15 protein-coding genes are annotated in these 22,094 nt (G+C 41.2%); 2 read left to right on the top strand and 13 right to left on the bottom strand.

Features of this window, described 5'->3' with window-relative positions:
• Positions 1 to 56: 56 nt before the first annotated feature.
• The 8 genes from EL079_RS08795 to pbp1b all read right to left on the bottom strand — a co-directional run bounded on the left by EL079_RS08795 (position 57) and on the right by pbp1b (position 14,687).
• Complete coding sequence (locus EL079_RS08795) at positions 57 to 422, bottom strand: DUF1033 family protein (protein ID WP_003032307.1); 366 nt, start codon at positions 420 to 422, stop codon at positions 57 to 59.
• Between the two features lie 187 nt (positions 423 to 609).
• Positions 610 to 1,956: a type I glutamate--ammonia ligase gene (glnA, locus tag EL079_RS08790; RefSeq protein ID WP_003032299.1), complete on the bottom strand. Its 1,347-nt coding sequence runs from the start codon at positions 1,954 to 1,956 to the stop codon at positions 610 to 612.
• Between the two features lie 38 nt (positions 1,957 to 1,994).
• On the bottom strand, positions 1,995 to 2,354 hold the full coding sequence (locus EL079_RS08785) for a MerR family transcriptional regulator (protein ID WP_003028467.1): 360 nt from the start codon (positions 2,352 to 2,354) through the stop codon (positions 1,995 to 1,997).
• A gap of 76 nt (positions 2,355 to 2,430) precedes the next feature.
• Positions 2,431 to 2,961, bottom strand: a complete 531-nt coding sequence (locus EL079_RS08780) for an FUSC family protein (RefSeq protein ID WP_003032280.1) — start codon at positions 2,959 to 2,961, stop codon at positions 2,431 to 2,433.
• Between the two features lie 514 nt (positions 2,962 to 3,475).
• The gene (locus EL079_RS08775) at positions 3,476 to 4,675 is read right to left on the bottom strand and encodes a phosphoglycerate kinase (protein ID WP_003032298.1); all 1,200 of its coding nucleotides are present in this window, start codon (positions 4,673 to 4,675) and stop codon (positions 3,476 to 3,478) included.
• A 131-nt stretch (positions 4,676 to 4,806) separates the two neighbouring features.
• The gene (rpoC, locus tag EL079_RS08770; protein WP_003032220.1) at positions 4,807 to 8,445 is read right to left on the bottom strand and encodes a DNA-directed RNA polymerase subunit beta'; all 3,639 of its coding nucleotides are present in this window, start codon (positions 8,443 to 8,445) and stop codon (positions 4,807 to 4,809) included.
• A gap of 38 nt (positions 8,446 to 8,483) precedes the next feature.
• Positions 8,484 to 12,050: a DNA-directed RNA polymerase subunit beta gene (rpoB, locus tag EL079_RS08765; RefSeq protein WP_003032204.1), complete on the bottom strand. Its 3,567-nt coding sequence runs from the start codon at positions 12,048 to 12,050 to the stop codon at positions 8,484 to 8,486.
• 297 nt (positions 12,051 to 12,347) lie between these two features.
• The gene (gene pbp1b / locus EL079_RS08760) at positions 12,348 to 14,687 is read right to left on the bottom strand and encodes a penicillin-binding protein PBP1B (protein WP_003032225.1); all 2,340 of its coding nucleotides are present in this window, start codon (positions 14,685 to 14,687) and stop codon (positions 12,348 to 12,350) included.
• Between the two features lie 182 nt (positions 14,688 to 14,869).
• Between pbp1b and tyrS the strand changes: the two genes are divergently transcribed.
• Positions 14,870 to 16,126 (top strand): tyrosine--tRNA ligase, encoded by a 1,257-nt coding sequence (gene tyrS, locus EL079_RS08755; protein WP_003032239.1) that lies wholly within the window; start codon positions 14,870 to 14,872, stop codon positions 16,124 to 16,126.
• Positions 16,127 to 16,372: 246 nt separating this feature from the next.
• Positions 16,373 to 17,209, top strand: coding sequence for a putative RNA methyltransferase (locus EL079_RS08745; RefSeq protein ID WP_003032234.1), 837 nt, complete (start codon positions 16,373 to 16,375; stop codon positions 17,207 to 17,209).
• Positions 17,210 to 17,266: 57 nt separating this feature from the next.
• Here the strand turns inward: EL079_RS08745 and EL079_RS08740 are convergent, their stop codons facing one another.
• The 5 genes from EL079_RS08740 to gltX all read right to left on the bottom strand — a co-directional run bounded on the left by EL079_RS08740 (position 17,267) and on the right by gltX (position 21,925).
• Positions 17,267 to 17,947 carry a rhomboid family intramembrane serine protease gene (locus EL079_RS08740; protein ID WP_003032222.1) on the bottom strand — a complete coding sequence of 227 codons (681 nt, stop codon included), beginning with the start codon at positions 17,945 to 17,947 and terminating at the stop codon, positions 17,267 to 17,269.
• Positions 17,940 to 18,467, bottom strand: coding sequence for a 5-formyltetrahydrofolate cyclo-ligase (locus EL079_RS08735; protein ID WP_003032207.1), 528 nt, complete (start codon positions 18,465 to 18,467; stop codon positions 17,940 to 17,942). The genes EL079_RS08740 and EL079_RS08735 overlap by 8 nt, the downstream gene beginning before the upstream one ends.
• Positions 18,468 to 18,511: 44 nt before the next feature.
• Positions 18,512 to 19,642, bottom strand: a complete 1,131-nt coding sequence (locus EL079_RS08730; RefSeq protein WP_003032211.1) for an N-acetyldiaminopimelate deacetylase — start codon at positions 19,640 to 19,642, stop codon at positions 18,512 to 18,514.
• Positions 19,643 to 19,654: 12 nt separating this feature from the next.
• Entirely contained in the window at positions 19,655 to 20,353 is a 699-nt protein-coding gene (gene dapD / locus EL079_RS08725; protein WP_003032231.1) for a 2,3,4,5-tetrahydropyridine-2,6-dicarboxylate N-acetyltransferase, read from the bottom strand.
• Positions 20,354 to 20,467: 114 nt separating this feature from the next.
• On the bottom strand, positions 20,468 to 21,925 hold the full coding sequence (gltX, locus tag EL079_RS08720; RefSeq protein WP_003032210.1) for a glutamate--tRNA ligase: 1,458 nt from the start codon (positions 21,923 to 21,925) through the stop codon (positions 20,468 to 20,470).
• Positions 21,926 to 22,094: the final 169 nt, after the last annotated feature.

Below are 22,094 nucleotides of genomic sequence, written 5' to 3'. Positions count from 1 at the left end.
TTTATATTATTCGCAGAAGAAAATAAAAAAATGATGAAAAATCACCATTTTGTAAATTATTTAAACGTTAGAGAGCAAGCACGGTGTTCCTCTTCACTATTTTGTTTATTATAGCCCGGTCTCCATTTCTCTTTAGGAATGACACCATCATTTTCCAATAAAGCGAGAGAATGGTATTGCTGGACAGAATCACTACATTCTTCACACCAGCTCAAATCTTCTGCATCCCAAAAAATGGACATTAAATCACTTCGACTTTTATAGAAAGGAAAAGCAGCTACCAACTTCAGCCATTGGCGCTTATAATACTTTAAAGCAGTATAATAGTCATCAAAATGTTGTATAGATACGATATTAGCTTCCCAGTCATCAAAAAACCACCAAGGCTCATCTTTGCCATACATTTCAATCACACAATACACCTGCTTCACCTCCCTTTGTTCTGTTTATTATATCGGAAATGCTAAATTTTTTAAACAGATATGCTCTATTATACAAGTTTTTCGCCATTTGCTCAAAAATGTAGAAAAAGTGGCATTATTTTGATTAGTACTTTTTCATTCATCAGATAAGAAAACGAGACTTTTTCTAAGCCTCATTTCCAATTTATTAATACAAATCAAGATAGTTGTCTACTTCCCATTGGGAAACAAAAGTGGCATAGCTTGCCCATTCGATGCGTTTTGCTTCTACAAAACTTGTATAAATATGGTTCCCAAGTGCAGCTTTTACAACTTCATCTTCTGTCAGTGCTTTCACCGCATTATGTAGAGTAGAAGGAAGGTCTGTAATACCCGCTTCTTTGCGCTCTTCTGCTGTCATGACATAGATATTTTCTTCAATCGGAGCAGGTGCTTCAATTTTATTTTCAATCCCATGAAGTCCAACTTCAAGAAGAACAGCCATAGCAATATAAGGATTAGCCATTGGGTCAACAGAACGCAATTCCAAACGTGTTCCCATACCGCGTGAAGCTGGCACGCGAACAAGTGGAGAACGATTCCGTCCTGCCCAAGCAATATACACAGGAGCTTCATAACCCGGAACCAAACGTTTATAAGAGTTGACAGTCGGGTTCATGATAGCTGTATAATTGTAAGCATGCTTAATCAGACCACCAAGGAAATAATAAGCAGTTTTTGATAATTGCATGCCATTTGGATCTTCTGGATCAAAGAAAGCATTCTGACCGTCTTGATTAAAGAGCGACATGTTACAGTGCATACCTGAACCAGCAATACCAAATTTTGGTTTTGCCATAAAAGTAGCGTACAAACCATGCTTGCGGGCAATTGTCTTAACAACCAGCTTAAACAACTGAATCTTATCACAGGCACGGAGAACTTCATCGTATTTAAAGTCAATTTCGTGCTGACCGATAGCTACCTCATGGTGACTGGCTTCTACTTCAAATCCCATTGTTGTAAGGACATTAACGATTTCACGGCGAGTATTGTCAGCCAGGTCAGTCGGAGCAAGGTCAAAATAGCCACCCTTATCATTTACCTCAAGAGTTGGATCACCATTCTCATCAAGTTTAAATAAGAAAAATTCTGGCTCAGGACCTAAATTAAAGGATTTGAATCCTAATTCTTCCATGTGACGTAAAGCGCGTTTCAAATTTCCACGCGGATCCCCTTTAAAAGACGTTCCTTCCGTCGTATAGACATCGCAAATCAGTCCTGCGACACTTCCGTTTTCGTCTCCCCAAGGGAAAACCGTCCATGTATCCAAGTCAGGATAAAGGTACATATCTGACTCATTGATACGCACAAAACCTTCGATAGAAGAACCATCGAACATCACTTTGTTGGATAAAACTTTATTCAGCTGTTCATCAGTCGCTGGAATTTCAACGTTTTTCATCGTTCCTAAAACATCCGAAAACATCAAACGGATAAAGGTAACATTTTTTTCTTTCACTTCGCGACGAATGTCAGCTACTGTAATTGGCATGAGTATCTCCTTATGAAATTTAAAAAAATTGATATTGGTCAATGCATACGACCAAATGGTGGAAGGGAAGAAGCAAAGCGACCTTGTTGTAAAATGTCTTTATGAAGGGCTCGACGAACGTCTTTCTCACTCACCGGCTTCTTGTATTTCGCTTCGCGCTCGGCATATTTTCGCTTAATCGCAGCAATATTGTAACCTTCTGAAATGTAATCTTTAATCTCCAACAAGCGATCCATATCATTTAATGAATACATGCGGCGATTTCCTTCATTTCGATCAGGCTTGATTAATTCTTGATCTTCATAATAACGAATCTGACGTGCTGTCAAATCCGTCAATTTCATAACGCTACCAATGGGAAAAACAGCCATATTGCGACGAAATTCCTTTTCCTTCATTGCAAATTCCTTTCTCATGCTCTATTATAATCTGAAAAAATTTCTATGTCAAGAACCCATGTTATATTTCCTGACATTATTCTTCGTTTTTTAATTTCAATACTTTCCGCAAGCGATCCACATCAGAATTGACCAGCATGGCAACGAAAACCCCCATGAAAGTCTCAAAGACACGTGCAAATACATACAAAACTGTCTCTCCTGTTGGAATAGATAAAGTAATAATCAGCATGGCAGAGACACCACCAATCACTCCCGCTTTGTTGTTCATAGCAACATTTGTCATAATCGTTAACATCGTACAAATAGGAACGACCAGTAAGGTCACCCAAAACTGCTCATGAAACAGGTTATTGATGAGAAAGAAGAGCAAGGCATACAAACCACCAATGCTATTTCCTAAAATACGAGAGGTTCCAAAATGGACGCTCTTATCAAAATCTTCACGCAAACTGAAAACAGCTGTCAGAGCACCAATCTGCAATCCTTTCCAACCAAAAAGCCCAAAGATAAGAAGAACAATAAAAACCGCGACCCCCGTTTTAAAGGTTCGCATTCCTAATTTAAATTTCGACTTATCAAACTTATACTTTTTAAAATAACCCATTCACGCATTTCCTTTTACCTTTATTCTAACATATTTTAGAGAAAAGATAATAATGATTACAAGAAATGAAAACAATTTCTTTTCATTCTAAAAAGTTGAAGCTTGTGCCACAAATCCTAACTGCAACCTTAAAGTACTGCTGTGATCAATCAGCTACTGCAGTCATCATTTATGATTACATAAATTTAAGACTGGAAATTTTTTGTTCCAGTCTCCTTTAGAATTATTGTTCCATAAGTGCTGCAAGAGCTGGCAGTACTTTATCTTTACCTCCACTGATTTTCTTAGCTCACTTCGTTTCGCAGAAAATCTAGCGTGTGCACTAGAAAAGAGCTGACATCCAGCCCTTTTCATCTACTTATAGCGCAATAGCTGAATGGCAGTTCACTTCGCTAAGCTCGTGACCAACCTATTCAGCCTTGCAGGGTTCAACTCTTCCAGTGGATGAGTTGAAGTTGTCCCCTAAAAATCAGAAATGACACTCAACGAAATCATAGATTTCTGACTGACCGCCTTATTTTTCTGTAAGAGCAGCCAATCCTGGCAATACTTTACCTTCAAGAAGCTCCATGCTTGCGCCTCCGCCTGTAGAAATCCATGAGAATTTGTCTGCACGACCAAGGTTGATAGCTGCAGCAGCTGAGTCACCACCACCGATGATTGATTTCACACCTGGTTGTTTCACGATAGCGTCCATCACACCAATTGTACCAGCTTGGAAGTCAGGGTTTTCAAAGACACCCATAGGTCCGTTCCATACAACTGTTTTAGCACCAGTCAATTCTTGATCAAATTTAGCGATAGATTTTGGACCGATATCCAAACCAAGGAAGCCTAGATCCACTGCTTCACCTTCAGTATCTTTCACTTCAGTGTAGTCAGCAAATGCGTTTGCTTCTTTTGAGTCAACTGGCAAGATCAATTTGCCGTTTGCTTTTTCAAGAAGAGCTTTCGCTATATCCAATTTATCTTCTTCTACAAGTGAGTTACCGATTTCGATACCTTGTGCTTTGTAGAAAGTATAAGTCATACCACCACCGATAAGAACTTTATCAGCTTTTTCAAGAAGATTTTCGATAACACCGATCTTATCAGAGACCTTTGAACCACCAAGAATGGCTACGAATGGACGAACTGGATTTTCAACAGCTTCTTTGATATAAGCAATTTCGTTTTCAAGAAGGAAACCAGCAACTGCTTTGTCCACATTAGCTGAGATACCTACATTAGATGCGTGAGCACGGTGAGCTGTACCAAAAGCATCGTTTACAAAAATGCCATCTCCAAGTGAAGCCCAATATTTACCAAGTTCTGGATCGTTTTTAGATTCTTTCTTCCCGTCAACATCTTCAAAACGAGTGTTTTCAACAAGAAGAACTTCACCGTCTTTAAGGGCATTGATAGCTGCTTCAAGCTCTGCTCCACGAGTTACTCCTGGAAGGAAAGCAACATCTTGACCTAATTTTTTAGCTAAATCAGCCGCAACTGGTGCAAGAGATTTTCCTTCTTTATCAGCTTCTTCTTTCACACGTCCAAGGTGAGAGAAAAGAATAGCACGTCCACCATGTTCAAGGATATACTTGATTGTTGGAAGAGCAGCTGAGATACGGTTGTCGTTTGTGATAACTCCGTCTTTAAGCGGCACATTGAAATCAACGCGAACAAGGACTTTTTTGCCTTTCAATTCAACGTCTTTAACAGTAAGTTTTGCCATGTTACAAAAACTCCTTTTTCTATTTTATACGAAACTATTATATCATATTTTCTAAAAGTTTTCTTGATATAAGGAAAATTTTCACAAAATAATTTTGAACATAAAAAGAGCCGAGAAGGCTCGACTCTTTATTATTCTACTGTAGTGGTTTCTTCCACAGGTTCTGTTACAGTTGTATCTTCGATAATTTCGACTTCATTGACAGCTTGTGGTTCAAGGTTACGGTAACGAGCCATACCTGTACCAGCTGGAATGATTTTACCAATGATAACATTTTCTTTGAGACCAAGCAAGTGGTCTTTCTTACCACGGATAGCCGCATCTGTGAGGACACGAGTGGTTTCTTGGAAGGAAGCCGCTGACAAGAAACTATTTGTTTCAAGAGATGCTTTAGTAATTCCCATGAGGACTGGACGAGCAGTCGCAGGAACTCCTCCAGAGATAACCACATCGCGGTTAGCATCGGTAAAGTCTGTGATATCCATGAGTGTACCCATAAGAAGGTCGGTATCTCCTGGATCCATAACACGCACTTTGCGAATCATCTGGCGAACCATTACCTCGATGTGCTTGTCACCGATTTCTACCCCTTGGCTGCGGTAAACTTTTTGTACTTCAGCTAGCAGGTAAGTTTCAACAGACAAGACATCACGAACAGCCAGCAAGTGCTTAGGCTGGATAGACCCTTCTGTCAGAGCAGCACCGCGAGAGATTTTATCCCCTACTGCTACTTTCATACGAGCTGTAAATGGTACTACATATTCCCCTTCACCAGTTGCCCCTTTAACAAAAACTTTCTTAGTTCGAGTAGAAGCATCTTCTTCAATCGCAGTCACCTCACCTTTGACTTCAGTAATAACTGCTTCCCCTTTCGGATTGCGGGCTTCAAAGATTTCTTGGACACGAGGAAGACCTTGTGTGATATCGGTATTAGACGCAACACCACCCGTGTGGAAAGTGCGCATTGTAAGCTGTGTACCAGGTTCACCGATAGATTGGGCGGCAATCGTTCCGACTGCCTCACCGACTTCAACCGCATCGCCCGTTGCCAAGTTGATACCGTAACAACGACGGCAAACCCCATGACGTGTATTACATGTAAAGACAGAGCGAATAGTGACTTCTTCGACACCAGCGCTAACAATCTCATGCGCCATATCTTCTGTAATCAATACATCTGGACCAACGATGATTTCGCCTGTTTCAGGATGTTTAACCGATTTCTTCGTATAACGACCAATCAAGCGTTCTTCTAATGGCTCAATCATTTCCTTACCGTCAGTAATTGAGCGGATAACAAGACCACGATCGGTTCCACAGTCGTCTTCACGGATAATCACATCTTGTGCCACATCAACCAAACGACGAGTCAGATAACCTGAGTCAGCCGTCTTAAGGGCTGTATCAGTCATCCCTTTACGAGCACCGTGAGTAGAGAAGAACATTTCCAAAACAGACAAACCTTCACGGAAGTTAGATAGAATAGGCAATTCCATGATGCGGCCATTAGGAGCAGCCATCAAGCCACGCATACCAGCAAGTTGTGAGAAGTTAGAAATGTTACCACGGGCTCCAGAATCCATCATCATAACGATTGGATTCTTAGGATCTTGGTTGGCAACCAAACGTTTTTCCAATTTTTCACGAGCTGCACGCCATTCAGCAGTAACTGCATTGTAGCGTTCATCGTCTGTAATCATACCACGACGGAATTGTTTGGTAATTTGTTCTACACGTTTGTGGGACTCTTCGATAATTTCTGCCTTATCTTCAACGACCGGAATATCAGCAATCCCTACTGTCAAGCCTGCTAACGTTGAATGGTGATAGCCGAGATCTTTCAGACGGTCAAGGAAAGCAGATGTTTCAGTTGTACGGAAGCGTTTGAAGATTTCAGCGATGATATTTCCAAGATTTTTCTTCTTGAATGGCACATTTAATTCCAGCTTACTGATAGCTGCTTTGACATCTTGACCAGGTTCTAAGAAATACTTAGCTGGCACACCTTCTGCCATGTTTGAGGCATTTGGCTCTTGCAAATATGGTAATTCATCTGGCATGATATCATTGAAAAGAATCTTACCCACTGTTGTCAAGAGGATCTTGTGTTTTTGATTTTCTGTCCATGGTTTGTTTAAACTATCTGTCGCAATCCCAACACGCGTATGTAAGTGAACATAACCATTACGGAGAGCCATTACAGCTTCATCACGGTCTTTAAAGACCATTCCTTCTCCTTCACGACCAGCTTCTTCCATAGTCAGATAGTAGTTCCCCAAGACCATATCCTGTGAAGGGGTTACTACTGGCTTCCCGTCTTTTGGATTGAGGATGTGCTCAGCTGCCAGCATGAGAATCCGTGCTTCTGCTTGGGCTTCTTCTGACAAGGGCACGTGGATCGCCATTTGGTCTCCGTCAAAGTCGGCATTATAAGCCTCACACACAAGTGGGTGCAAACGAAGAGCTTTTCCGTCAATCAAAACTGGCTCAAACGCTTGAATTCCTAATCTGTGAAGCGTCGGTGCGCGGTTAAGGAGCACTGGGTGTTCTTTAATCACATCTTCTAAAATATCCCAGATGCGTTCATCATTCCGTTCTACCAAGCGCTTAGCAGCTTTGACATTTTGCACAATATCACGCGCGACAATTTCACGCATGACAAATGGCTTGAAAAGCTCAATAGCCATTTCACGTGGCACACCACATTGGTACATCTTGAGTGTCGGACCAACTGCAATAACCGAACGTCCTGAGAAATCAACCCGTTTACCCAGCAAGTTTTGACGGAAACGACCTTGTTTCCCTTTGAGCATGTGACTCAATGATTTGAGCGGGCGGCTACCTGGTCCAGTAATAGGACGACCACGACGACCATTGTCAATCAGAGCATCAACCGCTTCTTGCAACATCCGCTTTTCATTTTGCACGATGATTCCAGGAGCATTTAGTTCCAAAAGACGTGCCAAACGATTATTCCGATTGATAACACGACGGTAAAGGTCATTCAAGTCAGAAGAGGCAAAGCGTCCACCATCCAACTGAAGCATTGGACGTAAATCTGGCGGAATAACTGGCAGGATGTTTAAGACCATCCATTCTGGTTTGTTACCAGATTTTTGGAAAGCATCTAAAACATCCAAACGACGAATAGCTTTTACGCGCTTTTGCCCAGTTGCCGTTTTTAATTCATCTTTGAGCTCTGCAATTTCTTTTTCCAAATCTACTTGTTTCAAGAGATCTTGAATTGCTTCAGCACCCATTTTTGCAACAAAGGAGCCTTGGCCATATTCACGTAAGCGTTCACGATATTCCCGCTCTGTCATAATGGATTTGTGCTCAAGTGGTGTATCTTTAGGATCAATCACCACATAAGCTGCAAAATAGATGACTTCTTCAAGAGCACGAGGGCTCATGTCCAAGGTCAAGCCCATGCGACTTGGAATTCCTTTAAAATACCAAATATGAGAGACTGGGGCTTTCAACTCAATATGTCCCATACGTTCACGACGAACTTTAGTACGAGTTACTTCAACACCACAACGGTCACAAATGATTCCTTTATAACGAATCCGTTTATATTTTCCACACGCACATTCCCAGTCTTTCGTAGGACCAAAGATGACTTCATCAAAAAGCCCTTCGCGTTCTGGTTTTAGTGTGCGGTAGTTAATTGTTTCAGGTTTCTTCACTTCTCCATAAGACCAAGAGCGGACTTTACTAGGAGAAGCTAGGGTGATTTGCATACTTTGAAAACGATTTACATCAACCACTATTTCTTACCTTTCTTTATTATCTATTGAATCAGTTCTTATTCTTTCCCTTCAGCATCAAAAGCGGCTTTTGCTTCTTGTGCTGCTTTTTCACGTGCTTTTTCAAGATCGTCTACATGAATCACATCATCATCCATGCCTTCGTCCAAGTCACGAAGTTCGACTTCATTGTCGTCTTCATCAAGGACACGCATGTCAAGACCAAGTGATTGCAATTCTTTTACAAGGACACGGAAGGATTCTGGAACACCTGGTTTTGGAATTGGCTTACCTTTGGTAATGGCTTCATAAGCTCTCAAACGACCATTGATGTCATCTGACTTGTAAGTCAAGATTTCTTGAAGGACGTTAGAAGCACCGTAGGCTTCAAGAGCCCAAACTTCCATTTCTCCAAAACGTTGTCCACCAAACTGCGCTTTACCACCAAGAGGTTGTTGCGTAACGGTTGAATAAGGACCAACGGAACGGGCATGGAGCTTATCATCAACCATATGGTGGAGTTTGATCATGTACATGACACCAACGGATACACGATTATCAAATGGCTCACCAGTACGGCCATCATAAAGGATTGTCTTAGCATCGCTATCCATGCCAGCTTCACGAACGGTTTCCCAAAGATCATCTGAGCTAGCCCCGTCAAATACTGGTGTTGCAATGTGAATGCCAAGGTTGCGAGCAGCCATACCGAGGTGAAGCTCCATAACTTGACCAATATTCATACGAGATGGCACCCCAAGTGGGTTCAACATAATATCAACTGGTGTTCCATCTGGAAGATACGGCATATCCTCAACTGGAACAATGCGGGAAACAACCCCTTTGTTTCCGTGACGTCCAGCCATCTTATCCCCAACACGGATTTTCCGTTTTTGAGCGATGTAAACACGTACCAACATGTTGACACCAGATTGCAATTCATCACCGTTCGCACGAGTAAAGATTTTCACATCACGGACAACCCCTGCACCACCATGTGGTACACGAAGGGAAGTATCACGTACTTCACGAGATTTATCACCGAAAATTGCATGAAGCAGGCGTTCTTCAGCAGATAAGTCTTTTTCACCTTTCGGTGTTACTTTACCGACAAGAATGTCGCCTTCTTTTACCTCAGCACCAATGCGGATAATTCCCGTTTCGTCAAGGTCTCTCAAAGCATCTTCACCGACGTTTGGAATTTCGCGCGTGATTTCTTCAGGTCCAAGCTTTGTATCACGTGTTTCTGATTCAAATTCCTCCAAGTGAACAGATGTGTAAACATCGTCTTTCACTAAACGCTCACTCATGATAACGGCATCTTCAAAGTTGTAACCTTCCCATGTCATATAAGCAACGATTGGATTTTGTCCAAGTGCCATTTCACCTTTTTCCATAGAAGGTCCGTCTGCGATAAAGTCACCTTTTTCAACTGTATCGCCAACTTTTACCAGCGTACGTTGGTTGTAAGAAGTACCAGAGTTTGAACGGCGGAATTTCGTAATATGATAGACATCAAGTGAGCCATCTTCACGACGAACTTCAACTTTGGCTGCATCAGAATATACAACTTTACCGTCGTGTTGGGCAATAATCGCCGCACCAGAGTCATGAGCTGCTTGGTATTCCATACCAGTACCAACATATGGTGCATGCGGATCAATCAACGGTACCGCCTGACGTTGCATGTTGGCACCCATGAGAGCACGGTTTGAGTCGTCGTTTTCAAGGAAAGGAATACATGCTGTCGCAACCGCAACTACCTGCTTAGGCGATACATCCATGAAGTCTACTTGATCTGAAGGAAATTCTTGGTTGTTCCCTTGGTGACGTCCCATGACAATCGCTTCTGCAAAACGACCATCTTCTGTTAATTTAGAATTTGCTTGCGCTACGATAAATTCATCTTCTTCGTCCGCTGTCAGCCAAACGATTTCATTGGTGACCAGACCTGTTTCACGATCCACTTTACGATACGGCGTTTGGATAAAGCCATATTTATTCAAGTGTCCATAAGAAGACAAGTTATTGATCAAACCGATGTTTGGTCCTTCAGGCGTTTCAATCGGACACATACGACCATAGTGGGTATAGTGCACGTCACGCACTTCATATCCAGCACGATCACGAGTCAAACCACCAGGTCCCAAGGCTGACAAACGGCGTTTGTGAGACAATTCAGACAGTGGATTATGTTGGTCCATAAATTGAGACAATTGAGATGAACCAAAGAATTCTTTGATAGCTGCTGTGACTGGGCGGATGTTAATGATTTGTTGCGGTGTCAACACTTCATTATCTTGCACACTCATGCGCTCCCGAACGTTTCGCTCCATACGAGACAAGCCAAGACGTACTTGGTTAGCAAGCAATTCACCAACGGCACGAATCCGACGATTTCCCAAGTGGTCAATATCGTCCACACGACCAAGTCCTTCAGCGAGGTTCAAGAAGTAATTCATCTCAGCCAAAATATCTGCTGGCGTAATCGTATGAACTCGATCTCCTGGGTTGGCATTACCAATAATAGTCACCACACGATCTGGATCAGTTGGCGCCACCACTTTGAATTTTTGAAGAACAACTGGCTCTGTTAACACAGCTGCATCATTTGGAATATAAGTGATTTTATTCAAATCACCGTCCAAGTATTCTGCAATGCTATCAATGACACTACGCGTCATAACCGTTCCAGCTTCAACCAAGATTTCACCTGTTTCTGGATCTACCAAAGGCTCTGCAATCGTTTGATTTAACAAACGTGTTTTAATGTTTAATTTTTTATTGATTTTATAACGACCAACTGCCGCCAAGTCGTAACGATGTGGATCAAAGAAACGAGCGACCAATAGACTACGTGAACTATCAGCTGTTTTAGGCTCACCTGGACGAAGACGTTCATAGATTTCTTTAAGCGCTTCATCCGTACGTGAATCCATTGGATTTTTATGAATATCCTTTTCAATCGTGTTGCGAACGAGATCGCTGTCGCCGAAAATGTCAAAGATTTCATCATCGCCAGAAAAACCAAGCGCACGAACAAGTGTCGTAAACGGAATCTTACGAGTACGGTCAATCCGAGTATAAGCAATATCTTTTGAGTCTGTTTCCAGCTCTAACCAAGCTCCACGGTTAGGAATGACAGTTGAACCATAACCAACTTTACCATTTTTGTCTACTTTATCGTTGAAGTAAACACCTGGAGAACGAACGAGCTGAGATACGATAATCCGCTCACCACCATTGATAATGAAAGTTCCCATTTCTGTCATGATTGGGAAATCGCCAAAGAACACTTCTTGGGTTTTGATTTCACCAGTTTCTTTATTAATCAAACGGAAAGTCACAAAAATAGGTGCAGAATAGCTGGCATCATGGATACGTGCTTCTTCTAAAGTGTATTTAGATTCTTTAATTTCATAACCAACAAACTCTAGCTCCATTGTATCTGTAAAGTTTGAGATAGGAAGTACATCTTCAAATACTTCTTTCAAACCATGGTCAAGAAAATCTTTGAACGAATCCGTCTGGATTTCAATCAAATTTGGTAAATCAAGAACTTCCTTGATTCTTGAAAAACTACGACGAGTACGGTGTTTCCCGTATTGAACTTCATGTCCTGCCAAGTTTTTTACTCCTTCTTCTTTCTACATTCTCTATTACATGATAGAGTAGCAATTTTCATTTATCCTTTTTGAGTAATTTTCAGAATCTTTAAGTTTTGATGACAAACGACAAAAATCCCAAAAACAGGCACAAAAAGAGCAGCTAAATCTGACTCTAAAAGTATGATTTAACTGCTGTAAGCTTTATATGGACAATATTTCAAATAAAGCAGACGACAAATTATTAGTAATATTATACCTTATTTAACTCTGCTTTTCAAGTTTTTTACTTATGAAAGTGTTTTTATTTACCTTTATTTAGCGTCCGCCTAAAAGTGCTGCCCAAGCTTTTTGATAATCACTATCTGTACCACCGATTCCAAATTTATAGGTGGTCATCGGAGCACCGTTTTTTGCCCAGTAACTAGTAACTGTCTGTCCGGTCAGGTTCATACTGCGACCATTGACTGTTACTGTGCCAGCTCGTTCACCCGTTGCTTTAAGAACATTGGACTTAATAACACTAGAATCTAGGTTGAACTTATCACCAACTCCCCAGAGACTTGGGTCGGCTTGATAAATTGCATTTACTAGTTGAGCCATATACTGCGCATTGTTGTTGTAACCAGTCAAAGCTGCCATTGAAGCATTATTGTCATGACCGATCCAACCACCTAACGTTAATTTAGGAGTGGATACCATGAGCCACATGTCACCATTACTGTTAGTCGTACCCGTTTTACCAATCCAATCAGCACTAGCTAAACCGCTATTAATCTGCGTTAAACGAGATTTGAAGGTCGTCGTAGCACCCGAACTCAATACCCCACGCATAAGACTTTGCATAATCGTCGCCGTTGCCTTAGAGTAAACCTGAACAGGTTTTGCTTTGTGTTCATAGACAACTTTCCCGTTTTTTGTCGTAATCTTTTCAATCATATAGCGCTCTTGGTATGCCCCATTATTGGCTAAAGTTTGGAAACCATTGGTGTGTTGGGCGACAGATACTTCAATACCTCCTCCCATTGGCAGACTTTCAATATCATAATTTTCAATTTGATAGCCCATTTTCTCCATGTACCCTTGGACATTAACTCCTTTGTCACGAAGCAATTTATAAGTCCAATAAGCTGGAATGTTCCAAGAAGTATTCAAAGCTTCCTGCAAATCCATCATGGCTGTACCACGGCTATCTACGTGCATAATTGGCTCACCGCTAGAGAAATTTGCAGGGTAGTTAGACAGCATGCTGGCACTTCCCATAAGCCCTTGGTCTATAGCAATACCATAGGCTAAAATCGGCTTAATGGTTGAGCCTGGTGAGCGCTCTGTATCAAATGCATGGTTGTTCTGGTTAGAAGCATAATCACGTCCTCCCACAAACCCCAAAATAGCTCCTGTACGATTATCCATGAGGACATTTCCAGCTTCGACTGCACCTGTTCCATCATCTAAGACACTACCAAAATTAGCTACTGCATTTTGCATTGCATTATGCACATTCTTATTAATAGTTGTGGTGACAGTGTAGCCGCCTTCACTCAACTCTTTCGCAGCTAGTTCTCTGTAAGCTTTCACTGTTGCATCATTTTTCAACTCTTGCTGTGAAACATTGTCACGTTTGATTAAGTAATCATACATTGCTTTTTGAGCTTCTTTCATAGCAACGTAATATAGATAGTCATGTGTTCTTGCCGAAGTCGTATCACTTGGTAAAAAGTCTCGTTTTAAATCATAATCTTTATACAATTGGTACTCGTTTTTACTAATCGCACCTGTTCGGTACATATTGTAAATAACATTTTTCGCACGATTGAGACCAAAAGTCATATCTTTAGCACTTTTCAGGCCACCGTCAGCTGCATAAGGAGAGTAAACAATCGGACTTTGTGGTAAACCGGCAATAAAAGCTGCTTGAGGAATTGTCAATTTGCTGGCAGGAACTCCAAAAATTCCTTGTGCAGCTTCTTCCACACCAGCAATATTTTGCCCTTTGTTATTTCTCCCAAACGGTGCCACATTCAAATAAGTCGTTAAAATATCGTCTTTGCTCATGTAGCGTTCTAAAGCCAGCGCATCAATGATTTCTGATGCTTTACGACTAAAGGTTGGAGCATCGCCGACAACTTGTTGCTTGATTAACTGTTGTGTTAAGGTAGAACCACCACTTGAGGAACCAATCCCTACAACAGAGCCTAGTGTAGCCCGCAAAACAGCTTTTGTGACAACCCCATTATGCTTCCGAAAATTCTCATCTTCTGTCGCAATGACTGCTTTTTTCACATTGTCAGAAATATCTTTACTCTTAATTGGCACTCGCAACAAATCACTATCAATGGCTGAAATGGAGCTGCCGTCAGCATATTTTAATTCAGAAATGGTTGAAATATCTTGAATTTTTTTGATGAACTCTTCTTTTTTAGGAGTTTCAACCTTGTCAAAGATTCGTGCACCATAGCCTAATGCAATGCCTCCACCAAACAAGCAACCTAAAAGAACAAACACAAAAAAGACATTTGATAATAATTTCAGAGTACGAAGGACAGTCCCGCCAACACTCCAAAGTGTCCAGCTTTCTTTTTCATTTTTGCTCGGACGATTCGTTTGAAAAAGTTTTTCAAACAATCGTTTGATCTTTTCAAAAACTTGTTTACTCATTCTTTCTCCTTGAACTTTCTCTGCCTATTATAGCAAATTTATGAAACTTCTGACAACAGGAAAGGGAATCCTTGGCTAGAATCATTGTTTTTTTAAATTATTTTTGCAATTTTACTACATTCTAATGGCTGTTTGTGATACAATGTTACAATAACTAGAAATTTCATAAAGGAGAGACAGATATGCACATTTTTGATGAGCTAAAAGAACGTGGTTTGGTTTTTCAAACAACTGACGAAGAAGCGTTGCGCAAAGCCCTAGCGGAAGGAAATGTTAGTTTTTATTCTGGCTATGATCCGACAGCTGACAGCCTGCACCTCGGTCATCTTGTACCAATCCTTGTCATGAAACATTTACAGTTGGCAGGTCACAAACCCTACGCTCTCGTCGGCGGTGCAACTGGCTTAATTGGCGATCCATCATTTAAAGATACAGAGCGGAGTTTACAAACAAAAGACACAGTTGAAGGTTGGGTACGGAGCATTCAAGCGCAAGTATCGCGTTTTCTTGATTTTGAAAATGGCGACAACAAGGCTGAAATGGTCAACAACTACGACTGGTTCTCCGATATTAGCTTTATTGATTTTCTACGCGATGTTGGAAAATATTTCACCGTCAACTACATGATGAGTAAAGAGTCCGTAAAAAAACGAATTGAAACAGGGATTTCTTATACTGAGTTCGCTTACCAAATCATGCAAGGCTATGACTTTTTTGAGCTAAATCGGCAATACGGTGTCACTTTGCAAATCGGCGGTTCTGACCAATGGGGAAATATGACTGCTGGTACTGAATTGCTTCGTCGGAAGGCAGATAAAACAGCTCACGTTATTACAGTGCCCCTTATCACAGACGCAACCGGTAAGAAATTTGGTAAGTCAGAAGGCAACGCTGTATGGCTCAATGCTGATAAGACCAGTCCTTACGAAATGTACCAATTCTGGATGAATGTCATGGACGCTGATGCCGTTCGTTTCCTCAAAATTTTCACCCTTCTTCCGCTTGATGAAATCGAAGAAATTGGGAAACAATTTGAAACAGCTCCACATGAACGTTTGGCGCAAAAAATCTTAGCGCGAGAAGTCGTTACATTTGTGCATGGCGAAAAAGCCTACAAAGAAGCACTCAATATTACCGAGCAGCTTTTTGCTGGAAACATTAAAAATCTTTCTGTCAAAGAATTGAAACAAGGACTTCGCGGCGTGCCAAATTATCAAGTGAAAGCAGATGACAATCTCAACATCGTAGAACTTTTGGTAACGGCTGGCGTTGTTAATTCTAAACGCCAAGCGCGTGAAGATGTCCAAAACGGTGCTATTTATGTCAATGGCGAGCGTATTCAAGACCTTGACTACAGATTAACGGACGCTGACAAATTAGAAAATGAACTCACCGTTATACGTCGTGGTAAGAAAAAATATTTTGTTTTGACTTACTAAATAGGAAAGAGAGCAATCAACTACTACATCGTTGGTCTATTGCGCTCTATATACTTTGAAGCTGGAGACTTTTCGCTCCAGCTTCTTTTCATTCTCACTTAGCAAAAAGCATATTACCATAGTGCTTGCTTTAGCTCCAACCGCTTTAAAAGTGTGGTTCATTTTAAAATTCCCTTTCTTTATCTACTTGTCAAAGCATTTCTCACATGTTACACTAGTCAGAGAAATTTATGAAAGAGAAAACGCATGAAACCCAAACTTAAACGTTTTGAAACAGCTACTTTCTTTGCTTGCCCTTTTTGTCAACAAGCTTTGTTTTTATCAGAAAATAGTCTCAAATGCAAGAACCATCATTCCTTCGACTTGGCAAAGTTTGGCTATGTCAACTTGGCTCCACAGGTGAAGCAATCAAAAGACTACGATAAATCCAACTTTCAAAATCGACAATTGATTCTCGAAGCAGGATTTTACCAGCCAATTTTGAAGAAATTACTAGAAATTTTATCATCTTTACCACAACATGGTAATCTGCTGGACATTGGTTGCGGAGAAGGCTATTATGCTCGAAATTTGCAAGCACAATTGCCAGATAAACATATCTATGCATTCGATTTGTCAAAAGAGTCTATTCAACTAGCAGCCAAAAGTGACCACAGCCTGACGGTAAATTGGTTTGTTGGAGATCTGGCACACATCCCTATTCAAGATGCTAGCATGGATATGATTTTAGACATCTTCTCTCCTGCCAATTACCAAGAATTTCAGCGCGTCTTGCAGAAAAACGGCTTGCTCATTAAGGTTATTCCTAGCAGCCAACACTTGCAAGAAATTCGTGGTATCGTTGCCGAGCAATTAACCAACACAAATTATTCCAACCACAAAATCATTGAGCATTTTGAGGAAGCCTTTACCATTACGAATTCTTATGACGTTGCAGCCACTTTCAGCTTGAGAGAAAACGAGAAAGCGGCACTTCTTCACATGACACCGCTTCTTTTTAATATTGACATTGATAAAATAGATTGGTCACCATTAACTGGCATCACGATTGCTGCAAAGATTTTAGTTGGTCAACAGAAATAAAGCAAAAAGAGGTGAAAACAGATTGCTGCGAGATACAGCAGTCTATTCAACCTCTTTTTATACGCCTCGATTAAAAGCTAACCAAATCATTCCCAAAGCTAAAACAATATAAGCAATCAACGCCAATAACCGTTGCCCCACTTGATAAGCTCTTCTTTCCCCACGGACTGGAAAAATAACCGCACACAAAGCGCCTCCGACTGCACCACCTAGGTGTCCTGCCAGACTAATTCCCGGTGTCAAACTCAACACTAAGTTCATAACTAGAAGAACTAAGTACGATTGACCGAGTTGCTGAATGTAAGGATTTCGCACCGCATAGCGCAAAGTAATAATAGCACCAAAAATCCCAAACAAAGATGTAGAGGCACCTGCAGCCACAGCACTTGAAGTGAAAAAGAAGACAAAGACATTTCCTAAAATACCAGACATCAGATAAAGAAACAGAAAATTCCACGAGCCAAAAATATCCTCAGCTTGTCGTCCGATAAAATACAGCGTAATCATATTCATCACAAAATGCTCCAAGCCGATATGAACAAAAATCGCCGATACCAAGCGCCAAATCTGGCTTGGAAAATATTGAATCGTTCGACCATTCATTGCCCCAAATTCATAAATCGTTTGGGTACTAGCATAATTAAAGCCACGCAACAGAAACATTGCTAGGAAAACTCCTGTCGTGATAAGCAACAATAAGTTCGTTACTGGATAACGTTTATCATAAATTTTATTCACAAATCAATACCTCCTGAACGGGAATATCACAATCATCTGGTTGAAAATCAACTAACTGGTAAGGATAAATTGTACTTACTGTCATCCCTTTAAAATCAGCCAAATAGCGGTCATAATAGCCACCTCCATAGCCAATACGATAGCCTTTTTTGTTAAAAGCAACACCTGGAACATGAATCAAATCAATATGAGATTTTTCCACCGCTCGTTCACTTCTTGGTTCCCAGATACCAAAAACAGTCAATTCCAAGTCATTTGGATTATAATCTACAAAAGTCATGCGCCCTTCGGGATAAGTCTTAGGGACCAAAACCCGCTTGCCATCTGCTTGAGCCTGCCTGATGAAAAGACTTGTGTCAAACTCGTGTGGCAAAGATAAATAAACCGCAACTGTTCTAGCTTGTTGATAAGTAGAAGATTCCAGCAAGTACTGAGTGAGCAAAGCATCTCTCTGCTGTTTTACTATCAATTCCTGCTCTTTCATTTTTCTGACTATAGTTTTGCGCAAATCTGCCTTCATTTATCTTCTCCTCAATCAGAAACATTATCAACATTCCCAGCCCATCATTCATTAACTTTTGCACTTAAAAACTTCCCAAATTTTTCAATAGCAAAAGGCAAGGCTGCTTCATCTGGCGCCATTTTAGGATGATGAAGTGCATAAGGACTATCAATCCCCAGCCAGAACATCACACCCTTGACTTTACTGAGCAGATAACCAAAGTCCTCACCGGTCATTGCAGGTAAAATATCAATCATGTGCACACCATTCTCTTTTTGGAAAAAATTCATACATTCAGCAGCCAGTTCAGAATCGTTTTCCACAGGAAGATAACCACCTTGTTTCAGCTCCAAATCAAGCTCTACACCAAAAGACTGGGCTACTCCTTCAGCGATTTCCCGCAGGCGTTTTTGAGTGAGCAAATTCATCTCCTGCGTCAATGTTCGAATGGTTCCGTGCAGAAAGGCAGTTTCAGCAATCACATTATTCGTTGTTCCAGCATGGAATTCACCAAAGGTGACGACAGCTCCTTCAATCGGATCTACATTGCGACTCACAATGGTCTGAACCTGAGTGACAAAATAGCTAGCTGCTACCAAAGCGTCATTAGCATTATGTGGAAATGCAGCATGACCACCCTTGCCCTTAAAAATTAATTTAACTTCACAAGTCCCTGCAAAAAGTGTACTAGTATTCGTAGCAATATCTCCTACCTTGAGGTCAGGTCGCACATGAAGCCCATAAAATTCATCTGGCAACCAATCGCCAAAGGCTCCATCTTCATACATCAGCATACCTCCAGCTTCATTTTCCTCAGCTGGCTGGAAAAGAAAAAGTAGATTATTCTTAGGCTGCTCAGTAGTTAATTTCTCCAACAAACCCAGAGCGATTGTCATGTGCATATCATGCCCACAGGCATGCATACGTCCCTCATGTTGACTAGCAAAGGCAAACCCTGACTCCTCAACAATCGGCAAACCGTCAATATCTGTCCGCCAGCCAATCGTCTTAGCAGGTGTACTGCCTTTGACAAAGACCAAAATTCCCGTACGCCAGGTCCGAATCTCAACGGAATCCAAGCCAGCAGTCAACTCATCAATTATTCTCATCAGATAGGCATGAGTCTTATACTCTTCCAGTCCAATTTCCGGAATTTGATGCAAGTCTCGGCGAATTTTTTGATAATCAATCATACATTTCCCTCTTTAAAGCGTCCGAAGAGCGTCTTCCAATGCTGTTTTCTGCTGGGTGTGTTCATCAATTTTCTTAATCACACGCGCTGGCACACCAGCTACAACAACATTTTCTGGCACATCTTTCGTCACAATAGCCCCTGCAGCGACGACAGAACCATTGCCAATCTGCACTCCTTCAATAACGACAGCATTGGCCCCTATCAAGACATTGTCCCCCACTCGGACAGGATCTGCGCTGGCAGGCTCAATGACACCGGCAAGAACAGTCCCAGCACCCACGTGGCTGTTTTTTCCAACAATAGCTCGACCACCCAAAACGGCTCCCATATCAATCATCGTTCCAGCACCAATTTCAGCTCCGATATTGATAACAGCTCCCATCATAATCACAGCATTATCACCGATTTCCACCTGGTCGCGGATAATAGCGCCTGGCTCAATCCGAGCATTGACCTCACGCTTGTCTAACAGCGGCACGGCAGAGTTTCGGGCATCCTGCTCCACCACATAGGTTTTATTCTCTTCTAGATTAACCAAAAGAGGTTTAATTTCTTCCCAGTCACCAAATAGAACATTGCTCAATTTGACAACAGAATCCGGTACTTCGCCCGCTAGTTTTCCTTCAAAAGTCACTTTTACATTTGTCTTTTTCTTAGCATCCGCTATAAACTGAATAATTTCCTGTGCGGTCATTTTAGTAGCTGGCATAAGCATTCCTCACTTTGATTTAGTATTAAGGGTTATTATAACATAAAATCAAGCATTTCATCATATAAAAGCAAAAACACCACAAGTTTAACACATGTGATGTTTTCGCTAAATTTATTGGATGTTCTTCAACATATTTTCGATGTGCTCAATAGATTTTTCACGTCCAAGCAGGTAAATGGTGTCTGGTAATTCTGGACCGTGCATTTCGCCTGAAACAGCAATACGAATTGGCATAAAGAGGTTCTTTCCCTTGATACCCGTTTCTTTTTGCACTGCCTTGATTTGCGGGAAGATATTTTCCGACTTGAAGTCTTCATCACTCATAGCTTCCAATTTTTCTTTGAATGCTTTCAAAACAGTCGGTACCGTTTCGCCTGCCATAAACTCTTTTTCTTCTGCCGTTAGCTCTGGGAAATCTTCAAAGAAAAGGTCTGTGAGCGGTACGATTTCATCTACAGACTTCATTTGTGGTTTGTAAAGTTCAACTAATTTTTCAGCTTTGTCAGTCAAACGACCAGCCGCTTCCAAGTAAGGTTTCGCCATATCAAAAATGGTTTCAAAATCCGCATTTTTAATGTATTCATTGCTCATCCAGTCTAATTTCTTTTGGTCAAAAGCAGCCGGAGACTTGCTGAGACGATGTTCATCAAAGAGTTGGATCAATTCTTCACGAGAGAAGATTTCATTTTCACCGCCAGGATTCCAGCCAAGGAGGGCAATAAAGTTGAAGACGGCTTCAGGCAGGTAGCCTTTCTTACGGTAATCTTCGATAAATTGAAGCGTGTTTGTATCACGTTTGGACAATTTCTTACCCGTTTCGGAGTTAATAATCAAGGTCATGTGACCAAATTGTGGCGCTTCCCAACCGAGCGCTTCGTACACCATGAGCTGCTTAGGGGTATTGGCAATGTGGTCATCTCCACGAATGACATGGGAAATTTTCATAAGATGGTCATCCACCACAACCGCAAAATTATAAGTTGGATAGCCGTCTTTTTTCTGGATAACCCAGTCACCACCGATGTTGCCACCTTCAAATTCAATCTCACCTTTGACAAGATCGTTCCACTTGTAAATACCAGATTCATTGACCACAAGACGGACTGTTGGAACAATGCCTGCTGCTTCACGCTCTGCGATATAAGCTGCTTTTTCATCTTCAGACATTCCCAGATATTCATTGATGTAACGAGGTGTTTCTCCAGCAGCTTCCTGACGCTCACGCTCTGCTGCCAGCTCTTCCTCCGTCACATATGATTTGTAAGCCAAGCCTTTTTCAAGTAACTCATTGATATAACCTTGGTAAATGTCCAAGCGTTCAGATTGGCGATATTTTTCATGCGTTTCTGGGCTTTCATCCCAATCAATTCCTAACCAACGCAGATTTTCCAACTGCGAACGTTCCCCGTCTTCCACATGACGTTTACGGTCAGTATCTTCAATCCGAATGATAAAAGTTCCGCCGTAGTGACGAGCGTAAAGATAATTAAAGAGCGCAGTCCGCGCATTTCCGATGTGTAACAGTCCCGTTGGACTTGGTGCATAACGCACACGAATTTGATTCGCCAATTGTATATCTCCTAATATTTATCTTATATTTCTAACAGGAAAAACCTGTTTTTATTTCAAACGTTACTATTATACCACATAGTTGTTGAAAAGAAATAACAGAAACGATGAAACTTTATTATTCTTCCAATCATTTACAGAATTTCCTTAGCAATGTGGGAGCCACCGT

Origin of the sequence: Streptococcus anginosus, assembly GCF_900636475.1 — a bacterium.
Taxonomy (GTDB): domain Bacteria; phylum Bacillota; class Bacilli; order Lactobacillales; family Streptococcaceae; genus Streptococcus; species Streptococcus anginosus.
This window is presented reverse-complemented; position numbering and strand designations above follow the sequence as displayed.

Excerpts from the sequence above, each read along its gene's own strand:
- EL079_RS08780 (WP_003032280.1), bottom strand. The coding sequence starts at position 2,961 with ATGGGTTATTTTAAAAAGTATAAGTTTGATAAGTCGAAATTTAAATTA.
- tyrS (WP_003032239.1), top strand. The coding sequence starts at position 14,870 with ATGCACATTTTTGATGAGCTAAAAGAACGTGGTTTGGTTTTTCAAACA.
- EL079_RS08730 (WP_003032211.1), bottom strand. The coding sequence starts at position 19,642 with ATGATTGATTATCAAAAAATTCGCCGAGACTTGCATCAAATTCCGGAA.
- dapD (WP_003032231.1), bottom strand. The coding sequence starts at position 20,353 with ATGCCAGCTACTAAAATGACCGCACAGGAAATTATTCAGTTTATAGCG.
- pbp1b (WP_003032225.1), bottom strand. The coding sequence starts at position 14,687 with ATGAGTAAACAAGTTTTTGAAAAGATCAAACGATTGTTTGAAAAACTT.
- EL079_RS08745 (WP_003032234.1), top strand. The coding sequence starts at position 16,373 with ATGAAACCCAAACTTAAACGTTTTGAAACAGCTACTTTCTTTGCTTGC.
- EL079_RS08735 (WP_003032207.1), bottom strand. The coding sequence starts at position 18,467 with ATGAAGGCAGATTTGCGCAAAACTATAGTCAGAAAAATGAAAGAGCAG.
- EL079_RS08775 (WP_003032298.1), bottom strand. The coding sequence starts at position 4,675 with ATGGCAAAACTTACTGTTAAAGACGTTGAATTGAAAGGCAAAAAAGTC.
- EL079_RS08785 (WP_003028467.1), bottom strand. The coding sequence starts at position 2,354 with ATGAAGGAAAAGGAATTTCGTCGCAATATGGCTGTTTTTCCCATTGGT.
- glnA (WP_003032299.1), bottom strand. The coding sequence starts at position 1,956 with ATGCCAATTACAGTAGCTGACATTCGTCGCGAAGTGAAAGAAAAAAAT.